We start from the raw sequence: 24,563 nt of genomic DNA, 5'->3' as shown, positions 1-24,563 counted from the left end.
ATGGAGAGCGGGTTCTCCCAGGCGCTCCTCGCGGCGCTGACGCTCCAGGCGGGCTACAATTCCGCCCTCGTCGCCATCGGCGCTGGGCTTCTCGGCGCCGCCGCCGGCGCGGGCGGGACCTTCCTCTTCCTGCGAAAGCGCGCGCTCGTCTCCGACGCCGTGGCGCACGCGACGCTGCCGGGCATCGGCATCGCCTTCATCGTCATGGTGATGATGGGCGGCGACGGGCGCAGCCTGCCCGGGCTGCTGATCGGCTCGGCGCTCTCCGCGACATTGGGCCTCCTCCTCGTGGAATGGATCGCCCGGCGCACGCGCCTGCCGGAGGACGCCGCCATCGGGGCGGTCCTGTCGGTGTTCTTCGGCTTCGGCATCGTGCTTCTCACGGTGATCCAGACCATGTCGAGCGGGCGTCAGGCGGGGCTCGAGAGCTTCCTCCTCGGCTCGACGGCGGGCATGCTCTATTCCGACGCGATCACGATCGCGGTCGGCGGCGCGCTCAGCGTCGGGCTCGTCGTGCTCCTGCGACGGCCCATGACGATGGTCTCGTTCGATCCCGAATGGGCGGCGGCGTCCGGCGTGAACGTGCGCGGCGTCGATCTCGCCATCATGGGGCTCGTCATGGCGGTCACCGTCATCGGGCTCAAGATCGTGGGCCTCATCCTCATCGTCGCGCTCCTCATCATCCCGCCCGTGACGGCGCGGTTCTGGACGGAGCGGACCGAGCGCGTGGTGTGGATCGCAGGCGCGCTCGGCGGGCTCGCGGGCTATCTCGGCGCGGCGCTCTCGGCCTCGGCGCCGGATCTGCCGACGGGGCCGATCATCGTGCTCGTGTCCTTCACGCTCTTCGTCGCGTCCCTCCTCCTCGCACCGGTGCGCGGCGTCGCGGCGGCGCTGTGGCGCCACCGCCGCTTCCAGCTCGACGTGCATCGCCGCCAGGGTCTGCTGGCGCTCGCCCGCGGCGAGCCGATCTTCGACCGGCTGACGCTCAAGGTCCTCCTGCGCGAGGGGCTCCTGCGCCCCGATCGCGTGGCGACGCCCGACGGCGCCGCGCGGGCGGCGAAGGTCCTGCGCGACGAGAAGCGCTGGGACGTCGCGCGCGCCGTCTATCGCGACGAGACCATCTCCGGGCGCTACGACGGGCTCACCTCCATCGAGGCCGTGCTCACCCGCGACGAGATCGCCGATCTCGACCGCCGCCTCGGGCCGCCGGTGCCCGTGGCGTCCAGCGAGGGAGCGGCCTGATGGACGGCTTCCTCCAGCTCGACCTGCCCCCGATCCTCATCGGCACGCTGGCGGCGATCGCCTGCGCGCTGCCGGGGAATTTCCTCGTCTTGCGCCGTCAGGCGCTGATCGGCGACGCGATCTCGCACGTGGTGCTGCCCGGCATCGTCGTCGCCTTCCTGGTGACGGGCGTGGTCGCCACCTGGCCGATGATGCTCGGCGCCGCCGGCGCGGCGGTCGTCGCCGTCGTCCTGATCGAGGCGGTGCGCCGGCTCGGCCGCATCGAGCCCGGCGCCGCCATGGGCGTCGTCTTCACGGCCATGTTCGCGGCCGGCGTGCTCGTGCTGGAGCAAAGCGACACGTCGAGCGTCCACATCGACGTGGAGCACGCGCTCTACGGCAATCTCGAGAGCCTCATCTGGCTCTCCGGGGAGGGCTGGGGCTCGCTCCTCGATCCGGCCGCGCTCGCCGATCTGCCGCCAGAGCTGCCGCGGATGGCGGCGGTGGCAGCGCTGATCGCGCTCCTCACGGCCTTGTTCTGGCGCCCGCTCAAGCTCTCGACTTTCGACGAGGGCTTCGCGGCGACGCTCGGCATGCCGGTGCGCGCCATCTCCTTCGGCCTCGTCGTGACGGCAGCCGTGGCGGCGGTGGCGGCCTTCGACGCGGTGGGCTCGATCATCGTCATCGCCATGTTCATCTGCCCGCCCGCGGCGGCGCGGCTGATGACGAACCGGCTCGAGCGCCAGGTGGCATGGAGCGTGGCCTTCGCCACGCTCTCGGCGGTGCTGGGATACGTGCTCGCCGGCTGGGGCCCGCTCTGGCTCGGCGGCGAGAACGCGGTCAGCGCGGCGGGCATGATCGCGACGGTGTCCGGCGCGATCCTGGGCCTCGCCTGCCTCGCCGGCCCCCACCGCTCCCGGGTGGGCGCCGTGCGGGAGGGGTGACGCCGCGTGCCACCTCCCCGCAGGGGAGGACGACGGCCTGCGGGCCGGAGGGTGGGGCGGGGGCGGGCCGGCCTGCATTGCTACCGACCGGCCCCACCGCCCGCGCCTAGGCGCGGACTCCTCCCCTCCGGGGAGGACCCTCAGCCCGCGGGCGCGTCGTGGTCGTGGTCGCCGTGCTCTTCGATCTCGACGTCGATCTCGAGCGCGCCGGCTTCCTCGAAGACGAGGGTCATGTGGAAGTGGTCGCCCGCCTCCAGATTGCGCTTCACGTCGTTGAGGACGACGTGGATGCCGCCCGGCTGGAAGGTGATCGACTGGCCCGGCGCGATCTCGATCGCGGGGACCTCGCGCACGGCGACGGCGCCGGTCTCGGTCATGACGGAGGCCTGGAACACGCCCGGTGCCGTGAAGCTCGTCGTTGCGGAGAGGAGGCGATCGACGGCCTCGCCGGTGTTCTCCACGGTGAGGAAGACCTCGGCGGCATGCGCCATCGGGCTCGTCTCCTCGGTCCAGGCGTGGCTCACCACCATCGGCCCGGTGCGGAACTGATCGCCCGCATGGTGCGCGGCGACGGGCAGCGCCGCCAGCGCCAGGGCGGCGGCGATCATCGACTTCTTGAACATGCACTACTCCTTCGGGGCCCTCCGCCCCGTCTCGCGTGGTCGTCCCGACGCCGGCAGGTCTCCTGGCTCGCGGGTTCTCGCCTCGTGCTGCGGCCTTCCCGGGCGGGGCGCCCAGTGACGCGCAGCGGCTATCCGCTCACAGTTGCGGGGGCAGCGCCGGCATCGCACCGGCTTCCCTCGTGGCCCTCTCGGGCACCGTCGTCGACACGAGCGGTAGCAGCTCGCCCGCCCGCTGGAAACCTTTTCCTGCGACGGGCCGCCACACCTCCCGCGCGAGAGGCCCCGCGTCGGACCGTAGCACCCCCTGTCGACCCGCCCGGGCGTTCCCCATCTGAAACTCGTCGACGAGGCGCGAACCGCGCGTCTCGCCGCCGACCGCCGACGGGAAGGCCACGGTTCGGGGCCGTTTTCGCCATCCGTGCGACCCCGCGGGGCCTTGTCACCCGCCGGGGCGTGGGCTAAGCGTCGCCTCGCGAAACGCCATCCAGATTCCGCCTTCTCCAAGGCGGACCCTTCGGCGTTGCGGGGCCTCGTGAGAAGGGAGCGTCATGACCGCGCTTTTGGCCGACTACCTGCCGCTCGTGATCTTCATGGGCGTGGCGCTCTTCATCGGCGTCGTGCTCCTCGCCGCGCCCTTCGTCGTGGCCTACAAGAAGCCGGATGCCGAGAAGCTCTCGGCCTACGAGTGCGGCTTCAACGCCTTCGACGATGCGCGCATGAAGTTCGACGTGCGCTTCTACCTCGTCGCGATCCTGTTCATCATCTTCGATCTGGAGGTGGCCTTCCTCTTCCCCTGGGCGGTCACGTTCGGCGAGATCGGCTGGTTCGGCTTCTGGTCGATGATGATCTTCCTCGGCGTGCTCACCGTCGGCTTCGTGTACGAGTGGAACAAGGGAGCCCTGGAATGGGATTGATCGACCCGGGCAAGTCGGGCCTCGGAACGCCCCGCCCCGTCGCCCCGCAGACGGAAGACACGTTCGGTGCGCGCCACGGCGCCCCGACCGGCGAGGACCCGTTCTTCGCCAACGTCTCGGCCGAGCTCGCCGACAAGGGCTTCCTCGTCACCTCGGTGGACGACCTCATCACCTGGGCGCGCACCGGCTCGCTCATGTGGATGACGTTCGGGCTCGCCTGCTGCGCCGTCGAGATGATGCAGATGTCGATGCCGCGCTACGACGCCGAGCGCTTCGGCTTCGCCCCGCGCGCCTCCCCGCGCCAGTCGGACGTGATCATCGTCGCCGGCACGCTCACCAACAAGATGGCGCCCGCCTTCCGCAAGGTCTACGACCAGATGCCGGAGCCGCGCTACGTCATCTCCATGGGCTCGTGCGCCAACGGCGGCGGCTACTACCATTATTCCTACTCGGTGGTGCGCGGCTGCGATCGCATCGTGCCGGTGGACGTCTACGTGCCGGGCTGCCCGCCCACGGCGGAGGCTCTGCTCTACGGCGTCCTGCTCCTGCAGAAGAAGATCCGCCGCACCGGCACGATCGAGCGCTGAGGAAGGCGGTTCGCGCATCATGAGCACCCAGGCCCATATCGATACCGACGCGCTCCTCGCCATCGGCCGCCACGTCGAGGCGTCGGTTCCCGGCGCCGTCACCGACGTCTCCCTCGCCTTCGGCGACCTGACGCTCGAGGTCGAGGCGCAGCGCATCCGCGACGTGATCGGCTTCCTGCGCGACGACCCGCGCTGCCGGTTCGTCTCCTTCATCGACATCTGCGGGGTGGACTATCCGGAGCGCCCGCAGCGCTTCGACGTGGTCTACCACCTGCTGTCGCCGGAGCACAACACGCGCGTGCGCGTGAAGGTGCGCACCGACGAGCGCACGCCGGTGCCGTCCATCATCGACGACTTCCCGGCGGCGAACTGGTTCGAGCGCGAGGCCTACGACCTGTACGGCATCCTGTTCTCCGGCCATCCGGACCTGCGCCGGCTCCTGACCGATTACGGCTTCGAGGGCCATCCGCTGCGCAAGGACTTCCCGCTCACTGGCTTCGTCGAGGTCCGCTACGACGAGGCGCAGGGGCGTGTGATCAACGAGCCCGTGAAGCTCACCCAGGAATTCCGCAACTTCGACTTCCTCTCGCCCTGGGAAGGGACGGACTACGTCCTGCCGGGCGACGAGAAGGCGCAGGGCGCGAGCAAAGGCTGATCGAGGAGAGCGCCATGGGCGAGCACGACATCCGCAACTTCTCGATCAATTTCGGCCCGCAGCATCCCGCCGCGCACGGCGTGCTGCGCCTGGTGCTGGAGCTCGACGGCGAGATCGTGGAGCGGGTCGACCCGCATATCGGGCTCCTGCACCGCGGCACCGAGAAGCTGCTCGAGTACAAGACCTACCTGCAGGGCACGCCCTATTTCGACCGGCTCGACTACGTCGCGCCGATGAACCAGGAGCACGCCTTCTGCCTCGCGGCCGAGCGCATGATGGGCATCACCGTGCCGCGCCGCGCGCAGCTCATCCGCGTGCTCTACTGCGAGATCGGCCGCATCCTCTCGCACCTCCTCAACATCACCACGCAGGCGATGGACGTCGGCGCGCTCACCCCGCCGCTGTGGGGCTTCGAGGAGCGCGAGCGGCTGATGGTGTTCTACGAGCGCGCCTCGGGCGCGCGGCTCCACGCCAACTATTTCCGCTTCGGCGGTGTCCACCAGGACCTGCCGGAGGACCTGATCGACGACATCGAGGCCTGGTGCGATCCGTTCCTGAAGACGGTCGACGATCTCGACGCGCTGGTCATGGGCAACCGCATCTTCAAGCAGCGCAACGTCGACATCGCCGTCGTGTCGCTGGAGGATTGCTGGAAGTGGGGCTTCTCCGGCGTGATGGTGCGCGGCTCGGGCGCGCCGTGGGACCTGCGCAAGTCGCAGCCCTACGAGTGCTACGACGAGATGGAGTTCGACGTCCCCGTGGGGAAGAACGGCGACAATTACGATCGCCAGCTCATCCGCATGGAGGAGATGCGCCAGTCCGTGCGCATCATGCGCCAGTGCATCAAGAAGCTCCGCGAGCCCGACGGCAAGGGCCCGATCGCGACGAAGGACGGCAAGGTCGCGCCGCCCAAGCGCGCCGAGATGAAGCGCTCGATGGAGGCGCTCATCCACCATTTCAAGCTCTATACCGAGGGCTTCCACGTCCCCGAGGGCGAGATCTACGCGGCGGTGGAAGCGCCCAAGGGCGAGTTCGGCGTCTATCTGGTCTCGGACGGGGGCAACAAGCCCTACCGGGTGAAGATCCGCGCGCCGGGCTTCGCCCACCTCCAGGCGATGGACTTCCTGTGCCGCGGGCACATGCTCGCCGACGTGTCGGCGATCCTGGGGTCGATCGACATCGTCTTCGGCGAGGTCGATCGCTGATCGAAGACGGGCCGGCGCGGGGGAGGTCGTCCTCCGCGCGGGCGGCACGAGATGCGCGCGGCGCGCGAGAGCGGGCCGCGCAGAACAGCGAGTAGAGGCAGATGGCCGTTCGCAGGCTCGCACCCGACGCGGTGCAACCGAAATCCTTCGCGTTCACGCCCGAGACGGAGGCGTGGCTCGTCGAGCAGGTGCGCAAGTACCCGGAAGGCCGGCAGGCCTCCGCGGTGATCCCGCTGCTCTGGCGCGTGCAGAAGGATTGCGGGAACTGGCTGCCGCAGAAGGCCATCGAGGCCGTCGCGGAGCGGCTGGCGATGCCCTACATCCGCGTGTTCGAGGTCGCGACCTTCTACACGATGTTCAACCTCGAGCCGGTGGGCAAGTACTTCGTGCAGATGTGCGGCACGACGCCGTGCCAGCTGCGCGGCTCGGACACGATCAAGAAGGTGCTGGAGCGCCGCGTCGGCGCGCAGAGCACCGTGACCGCCGACGGCCTGTTCTCCTGGCTCGAGGTCGAGTGCCTGGGCGCCTGCTGCAACGCGCCCATGGTGCAGATCAACGACGATTACTACGAGGACCTGACGGAGGCGAACTTCGAGAAGCTCCTCGACGATCTCGCCGCCGGGCGCGAGCCGAAGCTCGGCTCGCAGGAGGGCCGCACCTCCTCCGAGCCGACGGACAACGTCCGGACCCTGCAGGACCCCGCCCTCTACGACGGCTCGCGCGTCGGCGCGTGGAAGAAGCGCTTCGAGGAGGAGGCCGCGCGCAAGGCGGCCGAGTCCGAGGCGGCCGCCAAGGCCGAGGGCGAAGCGGCGTCCGCCGCCAAGGAGGCGGCGGTCGAGCCCAAGCCCGGCAAGCCGGATTCCGGTCGCGCCACCGAGACGCCCGTCGCAGACGCGCCCGCCCAGCGCGCCGCCGCCGGCGAGCGTCCCGTCGATCCGGGCGCGCGCGTCGCGGCCTCCGAGGAGGGGACGCGCAAGACGGTGGACGCGGACGCCGTCGCCGAGGAGGAGGAGGTCGCCGCGCGCCTCGCCGGTCTGCCCAAGGACGCCTCCGCCGAGGACAAGGCGAACGCGGTGGGCGAGCGTCCGGCCGGGCTGGAGGCGCCGCGCGGCGGTGCGGCCGACGACCTCAAGGCCATCATCGGCATCGGCCCCGCCAACGAGAAGAAGCTCAACGAGCTCGGCATCTTCCACTTCGACCAGATCGCCGGCTGGGCGCGCCCGCAGGTCCGCTGGGTCGGCACCTATCTCGCCTTCCCCGGCCGGATCGATCGCGAGAACTGGGTCGAGCAGGCCCGCGCGCTGGCCGACCGCGACAAGACGTCCTGAGAGGAGACCGAAGTCATGCTTCAGGACCAGGACCGCATCTTCACGAACCTCTACGGCTTCCACTCGCCGGATCTCGACGCGGCGCGCAAGCGCGGCGCCTGGGACGAGACGAAGTTCCTCGTCGACCAGGGCCGCGACTGGATCATCGACGAGATGAAGAAGTCGAACCTGCGCGGCCGCGGCGGCGCGGGCTTCCCGACGGGCCTGAAATGGTCGTTCATGCCCAAGCAGAACGACGGGCGCCCGCACTACCTCGTCGTCAACGCCGACGAATCCGAGCCGGGCACCTGCAAGGACCGGGAGATCATGCGGCACGACCCGCATCTCCTCGTCGAGGGCTGCCTCCTCGCCTGCGTCGCCATGGGCGCGCACGCGGCCTACATCTACCTGCGCGGCGAGTACGTCGCCGAGCGCGTGGCGCTCCAGCGCGCCATCGACGAGGCCTACGAGGCCGGGCTGATCGGCAAGGACAACGTCCACGGCTACCCGTTCGACTGCTATCTCGCCCACGGCGCCGGCGCCTACATCTGCGGCGAGGAGACGGCGCTGCTCGAGAGCCTCGAGGGCAAGAAGGGCATGCCGCGCCTCAAGCCGCCCTTCCCGGCCAACATGGGCCTGTGGGGCTGCCCGACGACGGTGAACAACGTCGAATCCATCGCGGTGGCGGGCACGATCCTGCGCCGCGGTGGCGCCTGGTTCGCCGGGCTCGGCCGGCCGAACAACCACGGCACGAAGCTGTTTTGCGTGTCGGGCCACGTGAACAAGCCCTGCAACGTCGAGGAGGAGATGGGCATCCCCTTCCGGGAGCTCATCGACAAGCATTGCGGCGGCATCCGCGGCGGCTGGGACAACCTGCTCGCCGTCATCCCCGGCGGCTCGTCGGTGCCGATGGTGCCGGCCGACCAGATCGCCGACGCGCCTATGGACTTCGACACGCTGCGCGGGCTCGGCTCGGGCCTGGGCACGGCGGCCGTCATCGTCATGGACAAGTCCACGGACGTCATCCGGGCGATCGCGCGCATATCGTACTTCTACAAGCACGAGAGCTGCGGCCAGTGCACGCCCTGCCGCGAGGGCACGGGCTGGATGTGGCGCGTCGTCTCGCGCATGGCGGAGGGCCGCGCCCAGAAGCGCGAGATCGACATGCTGCTCGAGGTGACGAAGCAGGTCGAGGGCCACACGATCTGCGCGCTCGGCGACGCCGCCGCCTGGCCGATCCAGGGCCTGATCCGGCATTTCCGCCCGGAGATCGAGAAGCGCATCGACGACTACGCCGCCAACCCGCACACGGACCCGGTCCGGGTCGCGGCGGAGTAAGGACGAGACCATGCCGAAGATCATCGTCGACGACGTCGAGGTCGACGTCCCCGCCGAGTACACGCTGCTCCAGGCCTGCGAGGCCGCGGGGGCCGAGATCCCGCGCTTCTGCTTCCACGAGCGCCTGTCCATCGCCGGCAATTGCCGCATGTGCCTCGTCGAGCTGAAAGGGGCGCCCAAGCCCGTGGCGTCCTGCGCCTGGGGCGTGAAGGACTGCCGGCCCGGCCCCAACGGCGAGCCGCCGACGGTCTACACGAAGTCGGCGAGCACGAAGAAGGCGCGCGAGGGGGTGATGGAGTTCCTCCTCATCAACCACCCGCTCGACTGCCCGATCTGCGACCAGGGCGGCGAGTGCGACCTCCAGGACCAGGCCATGGCCTACGGGGTCGACAACACGCGCTTCCACGAGAACAAGCGCGCGGTCGAGGACAAGTACATCGGCCCGCTCGTCAAGACGTGGATGAACCGCTGCATCCACTGCACCCGCTGCGTGCGCTTCGCCACCGAGGTGGCCGGCGTGCCGGATCTCGGCGCCATCGGCCGCGGCGAGGACATGGAGATCACGACCTATCTCGAGAAGGCGATGGGCTCGGAGCTCCAGTCCTGCGTGGCGGACCTCTGCCCCGTCGGCGCGCTGACCTCGAAGCCCTACGCCTACAATGCCCGCCCCTGGGAGCTGACGAAGACGGAGAGCGTCGACGTCATGGATGCGGTGGGCTCGGCGATCCGCGTCGACACCCGTGGGCGCGAGGTGATGCGCATCCTGCCGCGCGTCAACGAGGCGATCAACGAGGAGTGGATCACCGACAAGACGCGCCACGTGGTCGACGGCCTGCGCCGCCAGCGGCTCGATCGCCCCTACGTGCGCGGCGCCGACGGGCGTCTCGCGCCGGCTTCCTGGAGCGAGGCCTTCGCGGCGATCGCGGGGGCGGTGAAGGGCAAGGACGCGAGCCGCATCGGCGCCATCGCCGGCGATCTCGCCGCGGTGGAGGACATGTGGGCCTTGCAGGGCCTGATGCGGGGCCTCGGCTCGGCCAACGTCGATTGCCGCCAGGACGGCGCGGCGCTCGATCCGGCGCTCGGGCGCGCGACCTATCTCTTCAATCCCACGATCCAGGGCATCGAGGAGGCGGACGCGATCCTCATCGTGGGCTCGAACCCGCGCATCGAGGCCTCCCTCGTCAACGTGCGCATCCGCAAGCGCTGGCGCCAGGGCCCCGTCGCCATCGGCCTCGTCGGCGAGGCGGCGAACCTCACCTACGACCACGACTATCTCGGCGCCGGCCCCGAGACGCTGCAGAGCCTGCTGGACGGCTCGCACTCCTTCGCCGAGACGCTGAAGGCGGCCAAGCGTCCCATCGTCATCGTCGGCCAGGGCGCGCTCGCGCGTGCCGACGGCGCGGCGATGCTGTCGTTGGCCGCGAAGGCGGCGGACACGTTCGGCGCGATCGCGGAGGGGTGGAACGGCTTCGCCGTGCTCCACACCGCGGCCTCGCGCGTCGGCGGCCTCGACATCGGCTTCGTGCCGGGCGAGGGGGGCAAGACTGTGGCCGAGATGGCGGCTCCCGGCGCCATGGACGTCGTGTGGCTGCTCGGCGCCGACGAGATCGAGATCGCCCCTGGTGCGTTCGTGGTCTACCAGGGCACGCACGGCGATCGCGGCGCGCATCGCGCCGACGTGATCCTGCCGGGCGCGGCCTACACCGAAAAGAACGGGCTCTACGTCAACACGGAAGGGCGCCCGCAATTCGGCTACCGCGCCGCCTTCCCGCCGGGCGACGCCCGCGAGGACTGGGCGATCCTGCGCGCGGTCTCCGACGTGCTCGGCGCGCGGCTGCCCTTCGACAGCCTGGCGCAGCTGCGTCAGGCGCTGTTCTCGGCGCATCCGCATCTCGCTCAGGACGAGCGGATCACGCCCGCCGACCCGGCGGCGATCGGCGCCCTCGCGTCGCGCGGCGGCGCGGTGGACAAGGCGCCGTTCGCGAGCCCGATCACGGACTTCTACCTGACGAACCCGATCGCCCGCGCCTCGGCGATCATGGCGGAATGCTCGGCGCTCGCTCAGGGCGCCAAGCGCGAAGCGGCCGAGTGAGGACGGATACGAGACCATGACCTTCTGGGAAGCCTCGCTCGACGTCGCGCTCATCGCGCTCGCCAGCCTCACCGTGATGTCGGTCCTGATGATCTACATCGCCTACATCCTTTACGCGGACCGCAAGATCTGGGCGGCGGTGCAGCTGCGCCGGGGCCCCAACGTCGTCGGGCCGTGGGGGCTGCTGCAGAGCTTCGCGGACCTGCTCAAGTTCGTGCTCAAGGAGCCGGTGATCCCGGCCTCGGCGAACAAGGGCCTGTTCCTGCTGGCACCCCTCGTGCTGGTCTTCCTGGCGCTCACCGCCTGGGCGGTGATCCCGGTGGACGCCGGCTGGGTGATCGCGGACCTCAACGTCGGCATCCTGTTCATCTTCGCCGTGTCCTCGCTGCAGGTCTACGGCGTGATCATGGCCGGCTGGGCGTCGAACTCGAAATACGCCTTCCTCGGCGCGCTGCGCTCGGCGGCGCAGATGATCTCCTACGAGGTCTCGATCGGCTTCGTGATCATCACGGTGCTCTTGTGCGTCGGCTCGCTCAACCTCACCGCGATCGTCGAATCGCAGAACTCGGAATGGGGCATCTTCGGCTGGTACTGGCTGTGGCTGTTCCCGATGTTCGTGATCTTCCTGATCTCGGCGCTGGCGGAGACGAACCGCCCGCCCTTCGACCTGCCGGAGGCCGAGTCGGAGCTCGTCGCCGGCTTCATGGTGGAGTATTCCTCCACCCCCTACCTGCTCTTCATGCTCGGCGAGTACGTGGCCATCATGACCATGTGCGCGCTGATGACGATCATGTTCTTCGGCGGCTGGCTGCCCCCGTTCCCGATCGCGCCCTTCACCTGGGTGCCGGGGATCGTGTGGTTCGTCCTCAAGATGTCGCTCGTCTTCTTCCTCTTCGCGATGGTGAAGGCGTTCGTGCCCCGTTACCGCTACGACCAGCTGATGCGGCTGGGCTGGAAGGTCTTCCTGCCCCTGTCGCTGGCGGCCGTCGTCATCGTCGCCTTCGTGCTCAAGCTCACGGGGCTCGCCCCGGGGATGGGCGCGTGAGCCGGCCCGCGGGAGGTTGATCCCGTGGAGTGGCTCTCCCCCGCCGGCCTGATCGGGGCCTTTCTCGGCCTCGTCATCGGGTGGGTGGACTACAGGATCGTCGCCGGCGTCGTGGAAGGCCGGCTGCGCGGGCTCGACGACAGCGAGACCGCGGCGGACAAGGCGGAGTTCGAGCGCCGCATCAAGCTGATGCGCGTGCTCCTCCTCGCCGCGACCGTGCTGGCCTTCCCGGTCATCGGCTATTTCGCCGGGCGTGCGCTCGGCGGGTGACGTGCGAGAGACAAGAACCTTCCGGAGGAGGTTTCGCGATGAAGCTCGACCAGAGCGCCAAGTCTTTGTTCCTGAAGGAGTTCGCAGAGGCGTTCGTCCTCTCGATGCGCTATTTCTTCAAGCCCAAGGCGACGCTGAACTATCCCTTCGAGATGAACCCCCGCTCGCCCCGCTTCCGCGGCGAGCACGCGCTGCGCCGCTATCCCAACGGCGAGGAGCGTTGCATCGCCTGCAAGCTGTGCGAGGCGGTGTGCCCGGCCCAGGCCATCACCATCGAGGCCGGCCCGCGCCGCAACGACGGGACGCGGCGCACCACGCGCTACGACATCGACATGGTGAAGTGCATCTATTGCGGGTTCTGCGCCGAGGCGTGCCCGGTGGACGCCATCGTCGAGGGGCCGGGCATGGAGTTCTCTGTGGAGACGCGCGAGGAGCTTCTCTACGACAAGCAGAAGCTGCTCGAGAACGGCGAGCGGTACGAGCGGGCGATCGCGAAGAACATCGCGCTCGACGCGCCCTACCGCTGAGAACCGACCGAATACGGGGCGCATCGGGTTGTGCGCCCCGGACCGCGGGTCTATAGACGAGCCGCCCGGCCCCCCGGGCGGCTTCCTTCAGAGCCAACCGCGACGCGCCGGCGCAAACCCCGCCCGCGGACCGGCTCGACGGGCTTCGAGCGAGCGAGCATGAGCGTCACGGCAGCCTTCTTCTACCTCTTCGCCGGTATCACGGTGGCCTCGGCCGTCCTCGTGATCGCCTCCCGCAATCCCGTGCATTCCGTGCTGTTCCTGATCCTCGCGTTCGTGAACGCGGCGGGCCTGTTCGTGCTGCTCGGGGCCGAGTTCCTGGCGATGATCCTCGTCGTCGTCTACGTCGGCGCGGTGGCGGTGCTGTTCCTGTTCGTGATCATGCTGCTCGACGTGGACTTCGCCAGCCTCAAGCAGGGCGTGCTGCAATACCTGCCGATCGGCGGGACGGTGGGCGTCATCTTCCTCGTCGAGCTCGTCCTCGTCGTCTCGACCTACGCGGTCGATCCCGCGCTGCTCGCCACGCAGCCGATGCCGGGCGAGCCGCTCCTGATGACGAACACCGCCGCGCTCGGCTCGGTGCTCTACACGCGCTACGTCTACTTCTTCCAGCTCGCGGGCCTCGTGCTCCTCGTCGCCATGATCGGCGCCATCGTGCTGACGCTGCGCGACCGCGTCGGCGTGAAGCGCCAGGACGCGGTGCGCCAGGCTCTGCGCACGAAGGAGGAGGCGATCGGCATGACGAGGCCGCCGATCGGCAAGGGCCTCGGCGCGTCCGGCGCCACCCCTCCCGGCGCCACCCCTGCCGGCGCGTCCCCGTCGCGCACGCGCGAAGACGCCTGAGGAGAACGCGCCATGATCGGCCTCACCCACTTCCTCGTCGTCGCCGCGATCCTGTTCACGCTCGGCGTGGTCGGCATCTTCCTCAACCGGCGCAACGTGATCGTCATCCTGATGTCGGTGGAGCTCATCCTGCTCGCCGTGAACATCAACCTGGTCGCCTTCTCCGCCTTCCTGAACGACATCGTCGGGCAGGTCTTCGCGCTGTTCGTGCTGACGGTCGCGGCCGCGGAGGCGGCGATCGGCCTCGCGATCCTGGTCATCTTCTTCCGCAACCGCGGCACGATCGCGGTGGAAGACATCAACACGATGAAGGGCTGAAGGCCGCGCCATGTATCAAGCGATCGTCTTCCTGCCGCTCCTGGGCTTCCTCGTCGCGGGCATCTTCGGCCGGTTCATCGGCGCGCGCCCGAGCGAGATCGTCACGACGGCGCTCCTCGTCGTCTCGGCGGCGCTCTCCTGGGTCGCCTTCTTCGACGTGGCGCTCGGCGAGGGGCCGGAGGTGTTCCGCGTCCAGGTGGCGACGTGGATGGTGTCGGGCGGGCTTTCGGTGGACTGGGCCTTCCGCATCGACACGCTGACCGTGGTGATGCTCGTCGTCGTCAACACGGTCTCGGCGCTCGTGCACCTCTACTCGATCGGGTACATGCACGAGGATCCCTCGCGGCCGCGCTTCTTCGCGTATCTCTCGCTCTTCACCTTCGCCATGCTCATGCTGGTGACGTCGGACAACCTCGTCCAGATGTTCTTCGGCTGGGAGGGCGTGGGCCTCGCCTCCTACCTGCTGATCGGCTTCTGGTACCAGAAGCCGTCGGCCAACGCGGCGGCCATGAAGGCCTTCGTCGTCAACCGCGTCGGCGATTTCGGCTTCGCGCTGGGCATCTTCGCCGTCTTCTTCCTGTTCGGCTCGGTCCAGTTCGAGGAGATCTTCGCCGCGATCCCGGCCTATGCCGAGACCGGGGAGGGGCCCGTCCTGCTCGGCCTGTCCTCTGAGGGCGCGATCACGCTCGCGGCGCTCCTCCTGTTCATGGGCGCCATGGGCAAGTCGGCGCAGTTCCTGCTCCACACTTGGCTGCCGGACGCGATGGAGGGCCCGACGCCCGTCTCCGCGCTGATCCACGCCGCGACCATGGTGACCGCGGGCGTGTTCCTGGTCGCGCGCATGTCGCCGCTCTTCGAGTTCGCGCCCACCGCGCTCACGGTGGTCACCTATGTCGGCGCGCTCACCGCGTTCTTCGCGGCCACCGTCGGTCTCGTGCAGAACGACATCAAGCGCGTCATCGCCTATTCCACCTGCTCGCAGCTCGGCTACATGTTCGTGGCGCTGGGCATCGGCGCCTACGGCGCGGGCATCTTCCACCTGTTCACGCACGCCTTCTTCAAGGCGCTGCTCTTCCTGGGCGCGGGCTCCGTGATCCACGCGCTGCATCACGAGCAGGACCTGCGCAACATGGGTGGCCTTCGCCGCCACATCCCCTTCACCGCCGCCATGATGGCGATCGGGACGCTGGCGCTCACCGGCTTCCCCTTCACCGCCGGCTATTATTCCAAGGACGCGATCATCGAGGCGGCCTACGCCTCGCCGACGACGGCGGGCGACGTCGCCTTCGTCGCCACCGTGATCGCGGCGCTCTTCACCTCGTTCTATTCCTGGCGCCTGTTCTTCCTCGCCTTCGAGGGCGCGCCGCGCTGGGCGGGCCACGGCGACGCCACGCATGCCGCGCATGGCCATGACGATCACGAGGGCGTCGCCCACGGCGCGCACGACCAGGATCTCGAGCCCGCCCACGCCGCCGCGCACGAGCACGCCGATCACGGGCATGGCCATGGTCACGGCCACGGTCACGGTCACGCGCCGCACGAGAGCCCGCTCGTCATGACGATCCCGCTCGGCGTGCTGGCGGTGGGCGCGCTCCTCGCCGGCATGCTCTTCAAGGAGAGCTTCGTCGGCCACGACTGGCATCATTTCTGGGAAGGCGCGATCTACACCCGCGAGGGCAACACGATCATGGAGGACTTCCACCACGTCCCCGCCTGGGTCGTGTGGTCGCCCTTCGTGATGATGGTGCTCGGCTTCCTCGGCGCCTTCTGGATGTACATCCGCGACAAGGCCGCGCCCGCGCGCCTCGCCGGCCGCCATCCCGTGATCTACCGCTTCCTGCTCAACAAGTGGTACATAGACGAGCTCTACGACATGCTCTTCGTGCAGCCGTCCAAGCGCCTGGGTCGCTTCCTGTGGCGCACCGGCGACGGCCGCGTCATCGACGGGCTCGGGCCCGACGGCGTCTCCGCCCGCGTGCTCGACGCGACCTCCTGGGTCGTGCGGCTGCAGACAGGGTACGTCTACCACTACGCGTTCGTCATGATGATCGGCGTCGCGGCGCTGGTCACCTGGTACCTCGTCACGGGAGCCCGTTGATGTTCGGCTTCGGCATTCTCTTCGGGCTCCTCGTCCTGCCGCTCGTCGGCGCGGCGTTCATCCTGATCCAGCGGGGCGAGGACGAGGCGACGCTGTCGAACGTGCGCTGGGCCGCGCTCGCGACGACGATCGTCACCTTCCTGCTCTCGCTGGTCGCCTGGGCGCGCTTCGACACGGGGCTGCCGGGCTTCCAGCTCGTCGAGACGCATGCCTGGATCTCGCCGGAGATCGCCTTCAAGCTCGGCGTCGACGGCTTCTCCATGCCGTTCGTGCTCTTGACCACCTTCCTGATGCCGTTCTGCATCCTCGCCTCGTGGGAGACGATCACGAAGCGGGTGAAGGAGTACATGGTCGCCTTCCTCGTGCTCGAGACGCTGATGATCGGCGTCTTCGCCGCGCTCGACCTGTTCCTGTTCTACATCTTCTTCGAGGCGGTCTTGATCCCGATGTTCCTCATCATCGGCATCTGGGGCGGCAAGCGGCGCATCTACGCCTCGTTCAAGTTCTTCCTCTATACGCTCCTCGGCTCCGTCCTGATGCTCATCGCCATGATCGCGATGTACTGGACGGCGGGCACGTCGGACATCGAGCGCCTGCTCGCCTTCGGCTTCGATCCCTCGCTGCAATGGTGGCTGTGGCTCGCCTTCTTCGCCTCCTTCGCGGTGAAGATGCCCATGTGGCCGGTCCACACTTGGCTGCCGGACGCGCACGTGGAGGCGCCCACCGCGGGCTCGGTCATCCTGGCGGGCATCCTCCTGAAGATGGGCGGCTACGGGTTCGTGCGCTTCTCGTTGCCGATGTTCCCGGACGCGTCCGTGGAGTTCGCGCCCCTCGTCTTCACGCTCTCCGTCATCGCCATCGTCTACACCTCGCTCGTGGCGCTGATGCAGGAGGACATGAAGAAGCTCATCGCCTACTCGTCGGTGGCGCATATGGGCTTCGTCACCATGGGCCTGTTCACGATGACCCCCCAGGGCATCGAGGGCGCCATGTTCCAGATGGTGTCGCACGGGCTGATCTCGGGGGCGCTGTTCCTGTGCGTCGGCGTGATCTACGACCGCATGCACACCCGCGAGATCGCCGCCTTCGGCGGGCTGACCCACCGCATGCCGCTCTACGCCGTGGCCTTCCTCACCTTCACCATGGCCAATGTCGGCCTGCCCGGCACGTCGGGTTTCGTGGGCGAGTTCCTGACGATGATGGGCGCCTTCCAGGCGAATTTCTGGGTCGCGTTCTTCGCCGCCTTCGGCGTCATCCTGTCGGCCGCCTATGCGCTGTGGCTCTACTGGCGGGTGATGAACGGCCCGCTCGAGAAGCCCGCGCTCGCCGCCCTGCCGGACCTGACGCGCCGCGAGATCCTGATGCTCGCGCCGCTCGCGCTCCTCGTCATCTATTACGGCGTCCAGCCGCAACCGATCCTCGACGCCTTCGCGGCGCCGACGGAAGCCGTCCTGCGGGCCGCGGCGCCCGCGCTCGAGGGGGCGGCCACCGCCCTCGCCGGCGCGCAGTGAGGACCTGACATGCTGCCCGAATCGACCGTCCCGCTCCCGGTCTTCCCCGTTCCCGCCCTCGGCCCGGCCCTGCCGGAGATCGTGCTGGCGGTGGGCGCGCTCGTCCTCGTCCTCGTCGGCGCCTTCCGCGGCGAGCGCTCGACCTCGCTGGTCTCCGCCGGCGCCATCGGGCTCATGCTCGTCGCGCTGGCGCTCGTCTTCTTCGCGCCGGCAGAGACCGAGGTCACCTTCTTCGGCGCCTTCGTGAACGACGCCTTCGCGCGCTTCTTCAAGGTGCTGGTTCTGATCGGCTCCATCGTCGCGCTGATGATGTCGCACGACCATTTCCGGCGGCTGGGCATCGACCGGTTCGAGTACCCGATCCTCATCGTGCTGGCGACGATCGGCATGATGGTGATGATCTCGGCGGGCGACCTCATCGCGCTGTACATGGGCCTCGAGCTGCAATCGCTCGCGGCCTACGTCATCGCCTCGATCCACCGCGACGACGGCCGTTCGACCGAAGCGGGCCTGAAGTATTTCGTGCTCGGCGCGCTCTCCTCGGGCCTGCTCCTCTACGGCGCATCGCTGATCTACGGCTTCACGGGCACCGTGTCCTTCGAGGGCATCCAGCTCTTCCTCGCCGACGGCGCCTCGACCGGCGTCATCTTCGGCCTCGTCTTCCTGTCGGCCGGCATCGCCTTCAAGATCTCCGCCGTGCCCTTCCACATGTGGACGCCCGACGTCTACGAGGGCGCTCCGACGCCGGTGACGGCCTTCTTCGCCTCCGCGCCGAAGATGGCCGCGATGGCGCTGGCGATCCGCGTCTTCATGGACGCGTTCCCCACCATCGTCGACGAGTGGCAGCAGATCGTCATCTTCATCTCGCTCGCCTCGGTGATCCTCGGCTCCTTCGCCGCCATCGGCCAGACCAACATCAAGCGCCTGATGGCCTATTCGTCCATCGGCAATATCGGCTTCGCGCTGATCGGTCTCGCGGCGGGCACCGAAGCCGGCGTGCAAGGCGTGCTGATCTACATGGCGATCTACCTCGTGCTGACGCTCGGGGGCTTCGCCTGCATCCTCGGCATGCGCCGCGGCGGCATCGTGCTCGAGGACATCCGCGACCTCGCGGGCATCCGCCGCAACCATCCCGGCCTCGCCTTCTGCCTCGCCGCCGTGGTCTTGTCCCTCGCCGGCATCCCGCCGCTGGCGGGATTCTTCGCCAAGCTCTACGTCTTCCTTCCGGCGATCGAGGCCGGGCTGACGCTGCTCGCGGTGATCGCCATCGTCGCCAGCGTGCCGGGCGCGTTCTACTACCTGCGCGTCGTCAAGATCATGTATTTCGACGAGCCGGTGGAGGCCTACGATCCCATGCCGGCGCCGCTCGGCGGCGTGATGATCGCGACCAGCGTGTTCAATCTCGTGTTCTGGCTCGTGCCGGCCCCGCTCTTCGCGGCGGCGCTCATCGCGGCGCGATCGCTGTCCTGAGATCGAGGTGGAGCTCTCGCCCCTCGCCGCCGCGCTCGGATACCGCCTCGATGCCCGCGCGGTCACGGGATCGAGCAACGCGGATTGCGCCGAGGCCCTGCGCGCCGGCGATCCCGGCCGGCTCTGGGTCGTCGCCGCACGTCAGGAATCCGGGCGCGGGCGCCACGGGCGGGCCTGGTCCTCGCCGGAAGGGAACCTCTACGCCTCCTGCGCGCTCCTCTCGCCGTGTCCCATGCACGAGGCGCCGCAGCTGGGCTACCTCGCCGGCCTGTCGCTGCTGGATGCGGTGCGCGCCGTCGCGCCCCCTTCCGTCGCCGGCCGTTTCGCGCTCAAATGGCCCAACGACCTCCTGGCGGACGGCGGCAAGATCTCGGGCATCCTGCTCGAGGGCGTGGCGCGCACGGGCGGGCGGCCCGGCCTGGTGATGGGGTTCGGCGTCAACGTCGCGCGCATGCCCGAGGACGCGCCCTATCCGGTGGCGCGCCTCGTCGATCTGGCGCCAGGCGCGACGCGAGAGCGCCTCTTCCTGGCGCTGTCGGACGCGCTGGCGGAGCGCCTGGCCGCCTTCGAGGCGGCGGAACCCGCGACGCGCCTCGCGCGGCTGCGGGAGGAATGGACGACGCACGCCGCGGGCCGCGAGGGCGGCGCGCGGGTACGCGTCGGCGATGGATTCAAGCGGGGGAGAGTGGCCGGCCTGGACGGGCATGGCCGCCTCCTCCTGGAAACGCAGGCCGGCATCGAGACGATCGACGCCGGCGACATGACGATCTCGACCCGTGACGACCGCGAATGACGGGGTTCGCGACAACTCGAACGACGAAGGTGAAACGGACACATGGTTGATCAGACAGACGAGCTCGTCTTCCTCCCGCTGGGAGGTCTCGGCGAGATCGGGATGAACGCCGCGCTCTACGGCTACGGGCCGGAGCGGACGCGGCGCTACGTCCTCGTGGATTGCGGCGTGAGCTTCGCCGGCGAGGACGCGCCGGGCGTCGACCTCATCCTTCCGGATCTCGGATTCATCGAGAAGCGCAAGGATCGGCTCGACGCCATCTTCATCACGCACGCCCACGAGGACCATATCGGCGCGCTCATCGACATGTGGCCGCGGCTCGGCGTGCCGGTCTACATGACGCGCTTCGCCGCGAGCCTGCTGGAGGCGCGCCGCCTGGGCGAGCCGGGCGCGCCCAAGATCGACATCCGCGTGGTGAAGCCCGGCGTGCGCACGCAGGCGGGGCCGTTCTCGGTGGAATACGTGCCGGTGGCGCATTCGATCCCCGAATCGAACGCGCTCGCCATCCGCACGCCCGCCGGCCTCGTCGTCCATACCGGCGACTGGAAGATCGACCCGACGCCGACCACGGGCGAGATCACCGACGAGACGCTGTTTCGCGCGCTCGGCGACGAGGGCGTGATCGCCGCGATCTCCGATTCCACCAACGTGCTGCGCGAAGGCTTCTCGCCGAGCGAGAGCGAGGTGGCCGACGGGCTCGCCGCGGTGATCGAGAAGGCGCCGCATCGCGTCGCCATCACCACCTTCGCCTCCAACGTCGCGCGCATCCGCGCCGTCGCCATGGCGGCGGAGCGCTGCGGGCGCCAGGTCGTCGTCGTCGGGCGCGCCATGGAGCGCGTGGTCAACGTCGCGCGCGAGCTCGGCTATCTCGACGGGGTGAAGCCCTTCCTGTCGGGAGACGTCTTCGACAAGCTGCCGCGCGACAAGGTGGTGGCGATCCTCACGGGCTCCCAGGGCGAGCCCCGTGCCGCGCTCGCCCGCATCGCGCGGGAGGACCATCCGTTCATGTCGCTGGCCGCCGGCGACCAGGTCGTGTTCTCCTCGCGCCAGATCCCCGGCAACGAGAAGGCCATCGGCGCGATCATGAACGCGCTCGCGGAGCGCGGCATCGGCATCGTCACGGCGGACGACGGGCTCGTCCACGTCTCGGGCCATCCGCGGCGCGGCGAGATGCGCAAGATGTACGAGTGGCTGCGCCCGGCCTGCGTGATCCCCGCCCACGGCGAGGCGGTCCACCTCGCCGAGCATGCGCGCTTCGCCCGCGAGAACGGCGTGCCCAAGGCCATCGTCGCCAAGAACGGCGCCGTGGTTCGCCTCGCGCCGGGCACACCCGAGATCGTCGATCACGTCAAGGCCGGCCAGCTCTACAAGGACGGCAACATCGTGCTCGGCGAGGACGAGCGCGCGGTGCCCGAGCGCCGCAAGCTCGCCGCGGCGGGCATCGTCACCGTCGCGATCGCCATCGACGCGCGCGGGGAGATCCAGGGCGATCCGGCGGTGGACGTGATGGGCCTGCCGCTCACGACGAAGGGCGGCGAGGAGCTCATCGAGCTCGTGGCTGACGCGATCGGCCGCACCCTCGACGGCCTGCATCGCAACAAGCGCCGCGACAGCGACTTCGTGGAGACCGCCGTCGCCCGCGCCGTGCGCTCCGCCGTCAACGGGCAATGGGGCAAAAAGCCCGCGTGCCACGTCCTCGTCGTCGAGGTATGACGACGGGGCGGGCAGCACGAAGGAGGAGAGGGCGATGATCGGCCGGTTGAACCACGTGGCGATCGCGGTGGGCGACATCGCCAAGGCGAGCGCCGTCTACCGCGACACGCTCGGCGCGGAGGTCTCCGCGCCGGTGGCGCAGACCGAGCACGGCGTCACCACCGTCTTCATCACGCTGCCCAACACGAAGATCGAGCTGCTCGAGCCGCTCGGCGCCGACAGCCCGATCGCCAAGTTCCTCGAGCGCAATGCCGACGGCGGCATCCACCACGTCTGCTACGAGGTGGACGACATCCTCGCCGCCCGCGACAAGCTGATCGCGGACGGCGCGCGGGTGCTCGGCGGCGGCGAGCCGAAGATCGGCGCGCACGGCAAGCCGGTCCTGTTCCTTCACCCGAAGGATTTCTGCGGCACCCTCGTCGAGCTCGAGCAGGCGTGATCCCCATGTCGAACGCCTCGCGCTCGCCCGTCGGCACCGTGAAGCTCCTCGCCGGCTCGCTGCCGGCGGCGGCGACCGTGATCGTCGCCCTGATCGCGCTCGCGGTCGCGCTCGGCATGATCCTGTTCGGCACGGGAATCGCCGGCGCGCTCGCCTTCTATTTCGTCGTGTGGTGGATCACGCTGTTCGCCGTCCTGCCCTTCGGCGTGCGCAGCCAGCACGAGAGCGAGGAGATGGTGCCCGGCACCGAGCCCGGCGCGCCCGTCTCCCCCGCCCTCGTCGAGAAGGCGATCTGGACGACGGTGGTCGCGGGCATCGTCTTCCTGATCGCCCTGGCGCTTCTTCCTCTAGCCGGTCTCGGCTGATCCCGAACTGTCTCCTTCCCTGTAGGGGAAGGTGGCGCCGCGCGGAGCGCGCGTTCGGCGAAGCCGAAACGAGACGCTGAACATCTCAGCCGCCGGGCCCCACCCCTGGCCGCCTTCGGCGGCGTTCCCCTCCCCCACAGGGAGGGAGAGGGGCCTGCTCTATCAATAGGCGCGGGCGATGCAGAACTCGACGGCGTCCACCAGCGCGCGCTTCATCGGGCCGTCGGGGTAGACGTCCAGCGCGGAGACGGCGCGGGCGCCGTAGTCGCGGGCGCGGGCGATCGTGTCCTCGAGCGCGCGGTTGCGGCGCAGGATGGCGAGCGCCTCCTCCAGATCGCCCTCGGCGATCTCGCCGCGCTCCAGCGTCCGGCGCAGGAAAGCGCGGTCGGCATCCGTGCCGCGCTGCACGGTGAGCACGATGGGCAGCGTGATCTTGCCCTCGCGGAAATCGTCGCCGACGTTCTTGCCGAGCGTCGCGGCCGCGCCGCCGTAATCGAGCGCGTCGTCGACGAGCTGGAAGGCGATGCCGAGCGCCATGCCGTAGTCCCGGCAGGCCGCGGCTTCCGCCTCCGGCCGTCCGGCGATGACGGGGCCGACCTCGCAGGCCGCGCCGAAGAGCTCGGCCGTCTTCGCCGCGATGATGCGCAGGTAGTCGTCCTCGCGCGTCTCGATGTTCTTGGCGGCGGCGAGCTGCATCACCTCGCCCTCGGCGATGATGGCGGCGGCGTCCGACAGGATCTGCAGCGCCCGCAGCGAGCCGACCTCGACCATCATGCGGAAGGCCTGGCCGAGCAGGAAGTCGCCCACGAGGACGCTCGCCTCGTTGCCCCACTTCATGCGGGCGGAGATCTTGCCGCGGCGCATCTCGCTCTCGTCGACCACGTCGTCGTGGAGGAGCGTCGCCGTGTGCATGAACTCGACGGAGGCGGCGAGCTTGACGTGGCCCTCGCCCCTGTAGCCGGAGAGGATGGCGGTGGCGAGCGTCAGGATCGGCCGCAGTCGCTTGCCGCCCGACGAGATCAGGTGGTTCGCGACCTCCGGGATCATCGTCACGTCCGAGCCCGTACGCGAGAGGATCATCTCGTTGACGCGACCCATGTCCGCGGAGACGAGGGAGACCAGGGCCTCGATGCCCGCCTGCGCCTTCTTCTCCTCGAGAGGTTGGACCAGTCCCACGCGCTCGACCTCGGTTCCTGCTTCGACGGGTGACCCGCCACGTCTTTACGGCAAGGTCGCACGGGCTATGCTGTGGCGCAACGCGCGGGGTTGACGCAAGAGGGAAACGGGCCGGCGATGGTCGAATTGATCCGCACGAACGACGTCGTGACCCTCGGCTACGCCGAATCGCTCCTGCGGGACGCAGGCTTCAACATCTTCGTCGCCGACGGGCACACGAGCGTGATGGAAGGCTCCATCGGCATCATCCAGCGCCGCATCCTCGTCGTCGACGACGAGGAGGAGGGCGCGCGCCGGCTCCTGCGCGATGCCGGGCTCGGCGCCGAACTGCGCGATGCCCGCTGACGCTCCGGGTGGGGTCGAGACCGGCGGCGAGCCTGGAGAGACCCGGGATCGGCTCCTCGACGGGCGCGTGCTGCTGCGCCAGCCCGTGCGCGGGCACCGCGCCGGCACCGACGCCGTCCTCCTCGCCGCCGGCGTCGCGCTCGCGCCGGGCGAGCGTCTCGTCGACGCCGGCGCGGCGACCGGCGCCGTCGGGCTCATGGTCGCCGCGCGCGTGCCCGGCGCGCGCATCGTACTGATCGAGCGCGACCCCGCTCTCGCGGCCCTGGGCGCGCGCAATCTCGTCGAGAACGATGTGGGCATGCGCGGCCTGTCGGTCTGCGCGGATCTCCTCGCCGGCCCCGTCCTCGCCGCCGGGTCGGTGGACGCGGTGGCGACGAACCCGCCCTATTTCGAGCCGGGCGAGGCGCCGCTCTCGCCGGACGCCGGCCGGGCCGCCGCCCACGCGCTGAGCGCGGGCAGCCTCCAGACCTGGATCGCGGCCTGCGCGCGCATGCTGCGCCCCCGGGGCCGTCTCGCCCTCGTCCAGCGTGCCGACAAGCTCGCCGCCTGCCTCGCGGCGCTCGACGGCCGTTTCGGCGCGATCCGCATCGTTCCCGTCCATCCGCGAGCGGACAAGGAGGCGACCCGCGTCCTGATCCGGGCGGTGAAGGGCGCGCGCACGCCGCTCGTGATCGCGCCGCCCCTCGTGCTGCACGGGCCGGACGGGCGCTTCACGCAGCGCGCCGAGCGCGCCCATCGCGAGGGCGTGCTCGATTGAGAGGCGC

The 24,563-nt window shown here is 69.6% G+C and carries 25 protein-coding genes and 1 riboswitch; of the genes, 23 read left to right on the top strand and 2 right to left on the bottom strand.

The features are described from left to right. On the top strand, window positions 1-1,242 hold the full coding sequence (locus IEX89_RS22645) for a metal ABC transporter permease (protein WP_188915556.1): 1,242 nt from the start codon (window positions 1-3) through the stop codon (window positions 1,240-1,242). Continuing rightward, window positions 1,242-2,165 carry a metal ABC transporter permease gene (locus IEX89_RS22640; RefSeq protein ID WP_244645657.1) on the top strand — a complete coding sequence of 308 codons (924 nt, stop codon included), beginning with the start codon at window positions 1,242-1,244 and terminating at the stop codon, window positions 2,163-2,165. The genes IEX89_RS22645 and IEX89_RS22640 overlap by 1 nt, the downstream gene beginning before the upstream one ends. 140 nt (window positions 2,166-2,305) lie before the next feature. On the opposite strand, the gene IEX89_RS22635 is transcribed toward IEX89_RS22640, so the two are convergent. Continuing rightward, window positions 2,306-2,788 (bottom strand): copper chaperone PCu(A)C, encoded by a 483-nt coding sequence (locus IEX89_RS22635; RefSeq protein WP_188915555.1) that lies wholly within the window; start codon window positions 2,786-2,788, stop codon window positions 2,306-2,308. A 35-nt stretch (window positions 2,789-2,823) separates the two neighbouring features. Continuing rightward, window positions 2,824-3,003: riboswitch (cobalamin riboswitch) on the bottom strand. A 333-nt stretch (window positions 3,004-3,336) separates the two neighbouring features. On the opposite strand from IEX89_RS22635, the gene IEX89_RS22630 reads away from it, so the two are divergent. From IEX89_RS22630 to IEX89_RS22540, 19 genes are all read left to right on the top strand, one after another. Further along, window positions 3,337-3,702, top strand: a complete 366-nt coding sequence (locus tag IEX89_RS22630; RefSeq protein ID WP_188915554.1) for an NADH-quinone oxidoreductase subunit A — start codon at window positions 3,337-3,339, stop codon at window positions 3,700-3,702. Next, entirely contained in the window at window positions 3,693-4,289 is a 597-nt protein-coding gene (locus tag IEX89_RS22625) for a NuoB/complex I 20 kDa subunit family protein (RefSeq protein WP_188915553.1), read from the top strand. Before IEX89_RS22630 ends, IEX89_RS22625 begins: the two co-directional genes overlap by 10 nt. A 19-nt stretch (window positions 4,290-4,308) precedes the next feature. Next, on the top strand, window positions 4,309-4,944 hold the full coding sequence (locus IEX89_RS22620; protein WP_188915552.1) for an NADH-quinone oxidoreductase subunit C: 636 nt from the start codon (window positions 4,309-4,311) through the stop codon (window positions 4,942-4,944). 14 nt (window positions 4,945-4,958) lie between these two features. Next, window positions 4,959-6,149 carry an NADH-quinone oxidoreductase subunit D gene (locus IEX89_RS22615; protein WP_188915551.1) on the top strand — a complete coding sequence of 397 codons (1,191 nt, stop codon included), beginning with the start codon at window positions 4,959-4,961 and terminating at the stop codon, window positions 6,147-6,149. A 101-nt stretch (window positions 6,150-6,250) separates the two neighbouring features. Continuing rightward, window positions 6,251-7,477: an NADH-quinone oxidoreductase subunit NuoE gene (nuoE, locus tag IEX89_RS22610; protein WP_188915550.1), complete on the top strand. Its 1,227-nt coding sequence runs from the start codon at window positions 6,251-6,253 to the stop codon at window positions 7,475-7,477. A gap of 15 nt (window positions 7,478-7,492) precedes the next feature. Further along, window positions 7,493-8,794 (top strand): NADH-quinone oxidoreductase subunit NuoF, encoded by a 1,302-nt coding sequence (gene nuoF, locus IEX89_RS22605; protein WP_188915549.1) that lies wholly within the window; start codon window positions 7,493-7,495, stop codon window positions 8,792-8,794. Window positions 8,795-8,804: 10 nt separating this feature from the next. Further along, window positions 8,805-10,886 carry an NADH-quinone oxidoreductase subunit NuoG gene (gene nuoG / locus IEX89_RS22600; RefSeq protein ID WP_188915548.1) on the top strand — a complete coding sequence of 694 codons (2,082 nt, stop codon included), beginning with the start codon at window positions 8,805-8,807 and terminating at the stop codon, window positions 10,884-10,886. A gap of 16 nt (window positions 10,887-10,902) precedes the next feature. Continuing rightward, window positions 10,903-11,931, top strand: coding sequence for an NADH-quinone oxidoreductase subunit NuoH (gene nuoH, locus IEX89_RS22595; protein WP_188915547.1), 1,029 nt, complete (start codon window positions 10,903-10,905; stop codon window positions 11,929-11,931). A gap of 24 nt (window positions 11,932-11,955) precedes the next feature. Further along, the gene (locus tag IEX89_RS22590; protein ID WP_188915546.1) at window positions 11,956-12,201 is read left to right on the top strand and encodes a hypothetical protein; all 246 of its coding nucleotides are present in this window, start codon (window positions 11,956-11,958) and stop codon (window positions 12,199-12,201) included. 38 nt (window positions 12,202-12,239) lie between these two features. Then, window positions 12,240-12,728, top strand: coding sequence for an NADH-quinone oxidoreductase subunit NuoI (nuoI, locus tag IEX89_RS22585; protein ID WP_188915545.1), 489 nt, complete (start codon window positions 12,240-12,242; stop codon window positions 12,726-12,728). Window positions 12,729-12,887: 159 nt separating this feature from the next. Beyond that, entirely contained in the window at window positions 12,888-13,571 is a 684-nt protein-coding gene (locus IEX89_RS22580) for an NADH-quinone oxidoreductase subunit J (protein ID WP_188915544.1), read from the top strand. Window positions 13,572-13,583: 12 nt separating this feature from the next. After that, window positions 13,584-13,889 (top strand): NADH-quinone oxidoreductase subunit NuoK, encoded by a 306-nt coding sequence (gene nuoK / locus IEX89_RS22575; RefSeq protein WP_188915543.1) that lies wholly within the window; start codon window positions 13,584-13,586, stop codon window positions 13,887-13,889. A gap of 10 nt (window positions 13,890-13,899) precedes the next feature. Beyond that, window positions 13,900-15,987, top strand: coding sequence for an NADH-quinone oxidoreductase subunit L (nuoL, locus tag IEX89_RS22570; protein ID WP_188915542.1), 2,088 nt, complete (start codon window positions 13,900-13,902; stop codon window positions 15,985-15,987). Beyond that, a complete protein-coding gene (locus IEX89_RS22565) occupies window positions 15,987-17,498 on the top strand; it encodes an NADH-quinone oxidoreductase subunit M (RefSeq protein ID WP_188915541.1) in 1,512 nt (503 codons plus the stop codon). The genes nuoL and IEX89_RS22565 overlap by 1 nt, the downstream gene beginning before the upstream one ends. A gap of 9 nt (window positions 17,499-17,507) precedes the next feature. After that, window positions 17,508-18,968, top strand: a complete 1,461-nt coding sequence (gene nuoN, locus IEX89_RS22560) for an NADH-quinone oxidoreductase subunit NuoN (RefSeq protein WP_188915540.1) — start codon at window positions 17,508-17,510, stop codon at window positions 18,966-18,968. 7 nt (window positions 18,969-18,975) lie between these two features. Further along, window positions 18,976-19,761, top strand: coding sequence for a biotin--[acetyl-CoA-carboxylase] ligase (locus IEX89_RS22555; RefSeq protein WP_188915539.1), 786 nt, complete (start codon window positions 18,976-18,978; stop codon window positions 19,759-19,761). Between the two features lie 42 nt (window positions 19,762-19,803). After that, window positions 19,804-21,474, top strand: a complete 1,671-nt coding sequence (locus tag IEX89_RS22550; RefSeq protein ID WP_188915538.1) for a ribonuclease J — start codon at window positions 19,804-19,806, stop codon at window positions 21,472-21,474. Window positions 21,475-21,508: 34 nt separating this feature from the next. Beyond that, window positions 21,509-21,913 carry a methylmalonyl-CoA epimerase gene (gene mce, locus IEX89_RS22545; RefSeq protein ID WP_188915537.1) on the top strand — a complete coding sequence of 135 codons (405 nt, stop codon included), beginning with the start codon at window positions 21,509-21,511 and terminating at the stop codon, window positions 21,911-21,913. 5 nt (window positions 21,914-21,918) lie between these two features. Beyond that, window positions 21,919-22,278: a DUF1467 family protein gene (locus IEX89_RS22540; protein WP_188915536.1), complete on the top strand. Its 360-nt coding sequence runs from the start codon at window positions 21,919-21,921 to the stop codon at window positions 22,276-22,278. Window positions 22,279-22,440: 162 nt separating this feature from the next. Here IEX89_RS22540 and IEX89_RS22535 read toward each other — a convergent pair whose 3' ends face one another. Continuing rightward, entirely contained in the window at window positions 22,441-23,454 is a 1,014-nt protein-coding gene (locus tag IEX89_RS22535; protein WP_188915535.1) for a polyprenyl synthetase family protein, read from the bottom strand. Window positions 23,455-23,571: 117 nt separating this feature from the next. Between IEX89_RS22535 and IEX89_RS22530 the strand changes: the two genes are divergently transcribed. Together IEX89_RS22530 and IEX89_RS22525 are read left to right on the top strand one after the other, a co-directional pair. Next, complete coding sequence (locus IEX89_RS22530; protein WP_188915534.1) at window positions 23,572-23,799, top strand: putative signal transducing protein; 228 nt, start codon at window positions 23,572-23,574, stop codon at window positions 23,797-23,799. Further along, on the top strand, window positions 23,789-24,556 hold the full coding sequence (locus IEX89_RS22525; protein WP_188915533.1) for a tRNA1(Val) (adenine(37)-N6)-methyltransferase: 768 nt from the start codon (window positions 23,789-23,791) through the stop codon (window positions 24,554-24,556). The genes IEX89_RS22530 and IEX89_RS22525 overlap by 11 nt, the downstream gene beginning before the upstream one ends. Window positions 24,557-24,563: the final 7 nt, after the last annotated feature.

It is taken from the genome of Salinarimonas ramus (assembly GCF_014645695.1).
Classification (GTDB): domain Bacteria; phylum Pseudomonadota; class Alphaproteobacteria; order Rhizobiales; family Beijerinckiaceae; genus Salinarimonas; species Salinarimonas ramus.
Note: the sequence above shows the minus strand (reverse complement) of the source record. Positions and strands in the feature narration are given on the sequence as shown.

Bases quoted from the DNA above. Each gene is read 5' to 3' on its own strand.
- IEX89_RS22645 (WP_188915556.1), top strand. From the start codon at position 1: ATGGAGAGCGGGTTCTCCCAGGCGCTCCTCGCGGCGCTGACGCTCCAG.
- IEX89_RS22640 (WP_244645657.1), top strand. From the start codon at position 1,242: ATGGACGGCTTCCTCCAGCTCGACCTGCCCCCGATCCTCATCGGCACG.
- IEX89_RS22635 (WP_188915555.1), bottom strand. From the start codon at position 2,788: ATGTTCAAGAAGTCGATGATCGCCGCCGCCCTGGCGCTGGCGGCGCTG.
- IEX89_RS22630 (WP_188915554.1), top strand. From the start codon at position 3,337: ATGACCGCGCTTTTGGCCGACTACCTGCCGCTCGTGATCTTCATGGGC.
- IEX89_RS22625 (WP_188915553.1), top strand. From the start codon at position 3,693: ATGGGATTGATCGACCCGGGCAAGTCGGGCCTCGGAACGCCCCGCCCC.
- IEX89_RS22620 (WP_188915552.1), top strand. From the start codon at position 4,309: ATGAGCACCCAGGCCCATATCGATACCGACGCGCTCCTCGCCATCGGC.
- IEX89_RS22615 (WP_188915551.1), top strand. From the start codon at position 4,959: ATGGGCGAGCACGACATCCGCAACTTCTCGATCAATTTCGGCCCGCAG.
- nuoE (WP_188915550.1), top strand. From the start codon at position 6,251: ATGGCCGTTCGCAGGCTCGCACCCGACGCGGTGCAACCGAAATCCTTC.
- nuoF (WP_188915549.1), top strand. From the start codon at position 7,493: ATGCTTCAGGACCAGGACCGCATCTTCACGAACCTCTACGGCTTCCAC.
- nuoG (WP_188915548.1), top strand. From the start codon at position 8,805: ATGCCGAAGATCATCGTCGACGACGTCGAGGTCGACGTCCCCGCCGAG.
- nuoH (WP_188915547.1), top strand. From the start codon at position 10,903: ATGACCTTCTGGGAAGCCTCGCTCGACGTCGCGCTCATCGCGCTCGCC.
- nuoI (WP_188915545.1), top strand. From the start codon at position 12,240: ATGAAGCTCGACCAGAGCGCCAAGTCTTTGTTCCTGAAGGAGTTCGCA.
- IEX89_RS22580 (WP_188915544.1), top strand. From the start codon at position 12,888: ATGAGCGTCACGGCAGCCTTCTTCTACCTCTTCGCCGGTATCACGGTG.
- nuoK (WP_188915543.1), top strand. From the start codon at position 13,584: ATGATCGGCCTCACCCACTTCCTCGTCGTCGCCGCGATCCTGTTCACG.
- nuoL (WP_188915542.1), top strand. From the start codon at position 13,900: ATGTATCAAGCGATCGTCTTCCTGCCGCTCCTGGGCTTCCTCGTCGCG.
- IEX89_RS22565 (WP_188915541.1), top strand. From the start codon at position 15,987: ATGTTCGGCTTCGGCATTCTCTTCGGGCTCCTCGTCCTGCCGCTCGTC.
- nuoN (WP_188915540.1), top strand. From the start codon at position 17,508: ATGCTGCCCGAATCGACCGTCCCGCTCCCGGTCTTCCCCGTTCCCGCC.
- IEX89_RS22550 (WP_188915538.1), top strand. From the start codon at position 19,804: ATGGTTGATCAGACAGACGAGCTCGTCTTCCTCCCGCTGGGAGGTCTC.
- mce (WP_188915537.1), top strand. From the start codon at position 21,509: ATGATCGGCCGGTTGAACCACGTGGCGATCGCGGTGGGCGACATCGCC.
- IEX89_RS22540 (WP_188915536.1), top strand. From the start codon at position 21,919: ATGTCGAACGCCTCGCGCTCGCCCGTCGGCACCGTGAAGCTCCTCGCC.
- IEX89_RS22530 (WP_188915534.1), top strand. From the start codon at position 23,572: ATGGTCGAATTGATCCGCACGAACGACGTCGTGACCCTCGGCTACGCC.
- IEX89_RS22525 (WP_188915533.1), top strand. From the start codon at position 23,789: ATGCCCGCTGACGCTCCGGGTGGGGTCGAGACCGGCGGCGAGCCTGGA.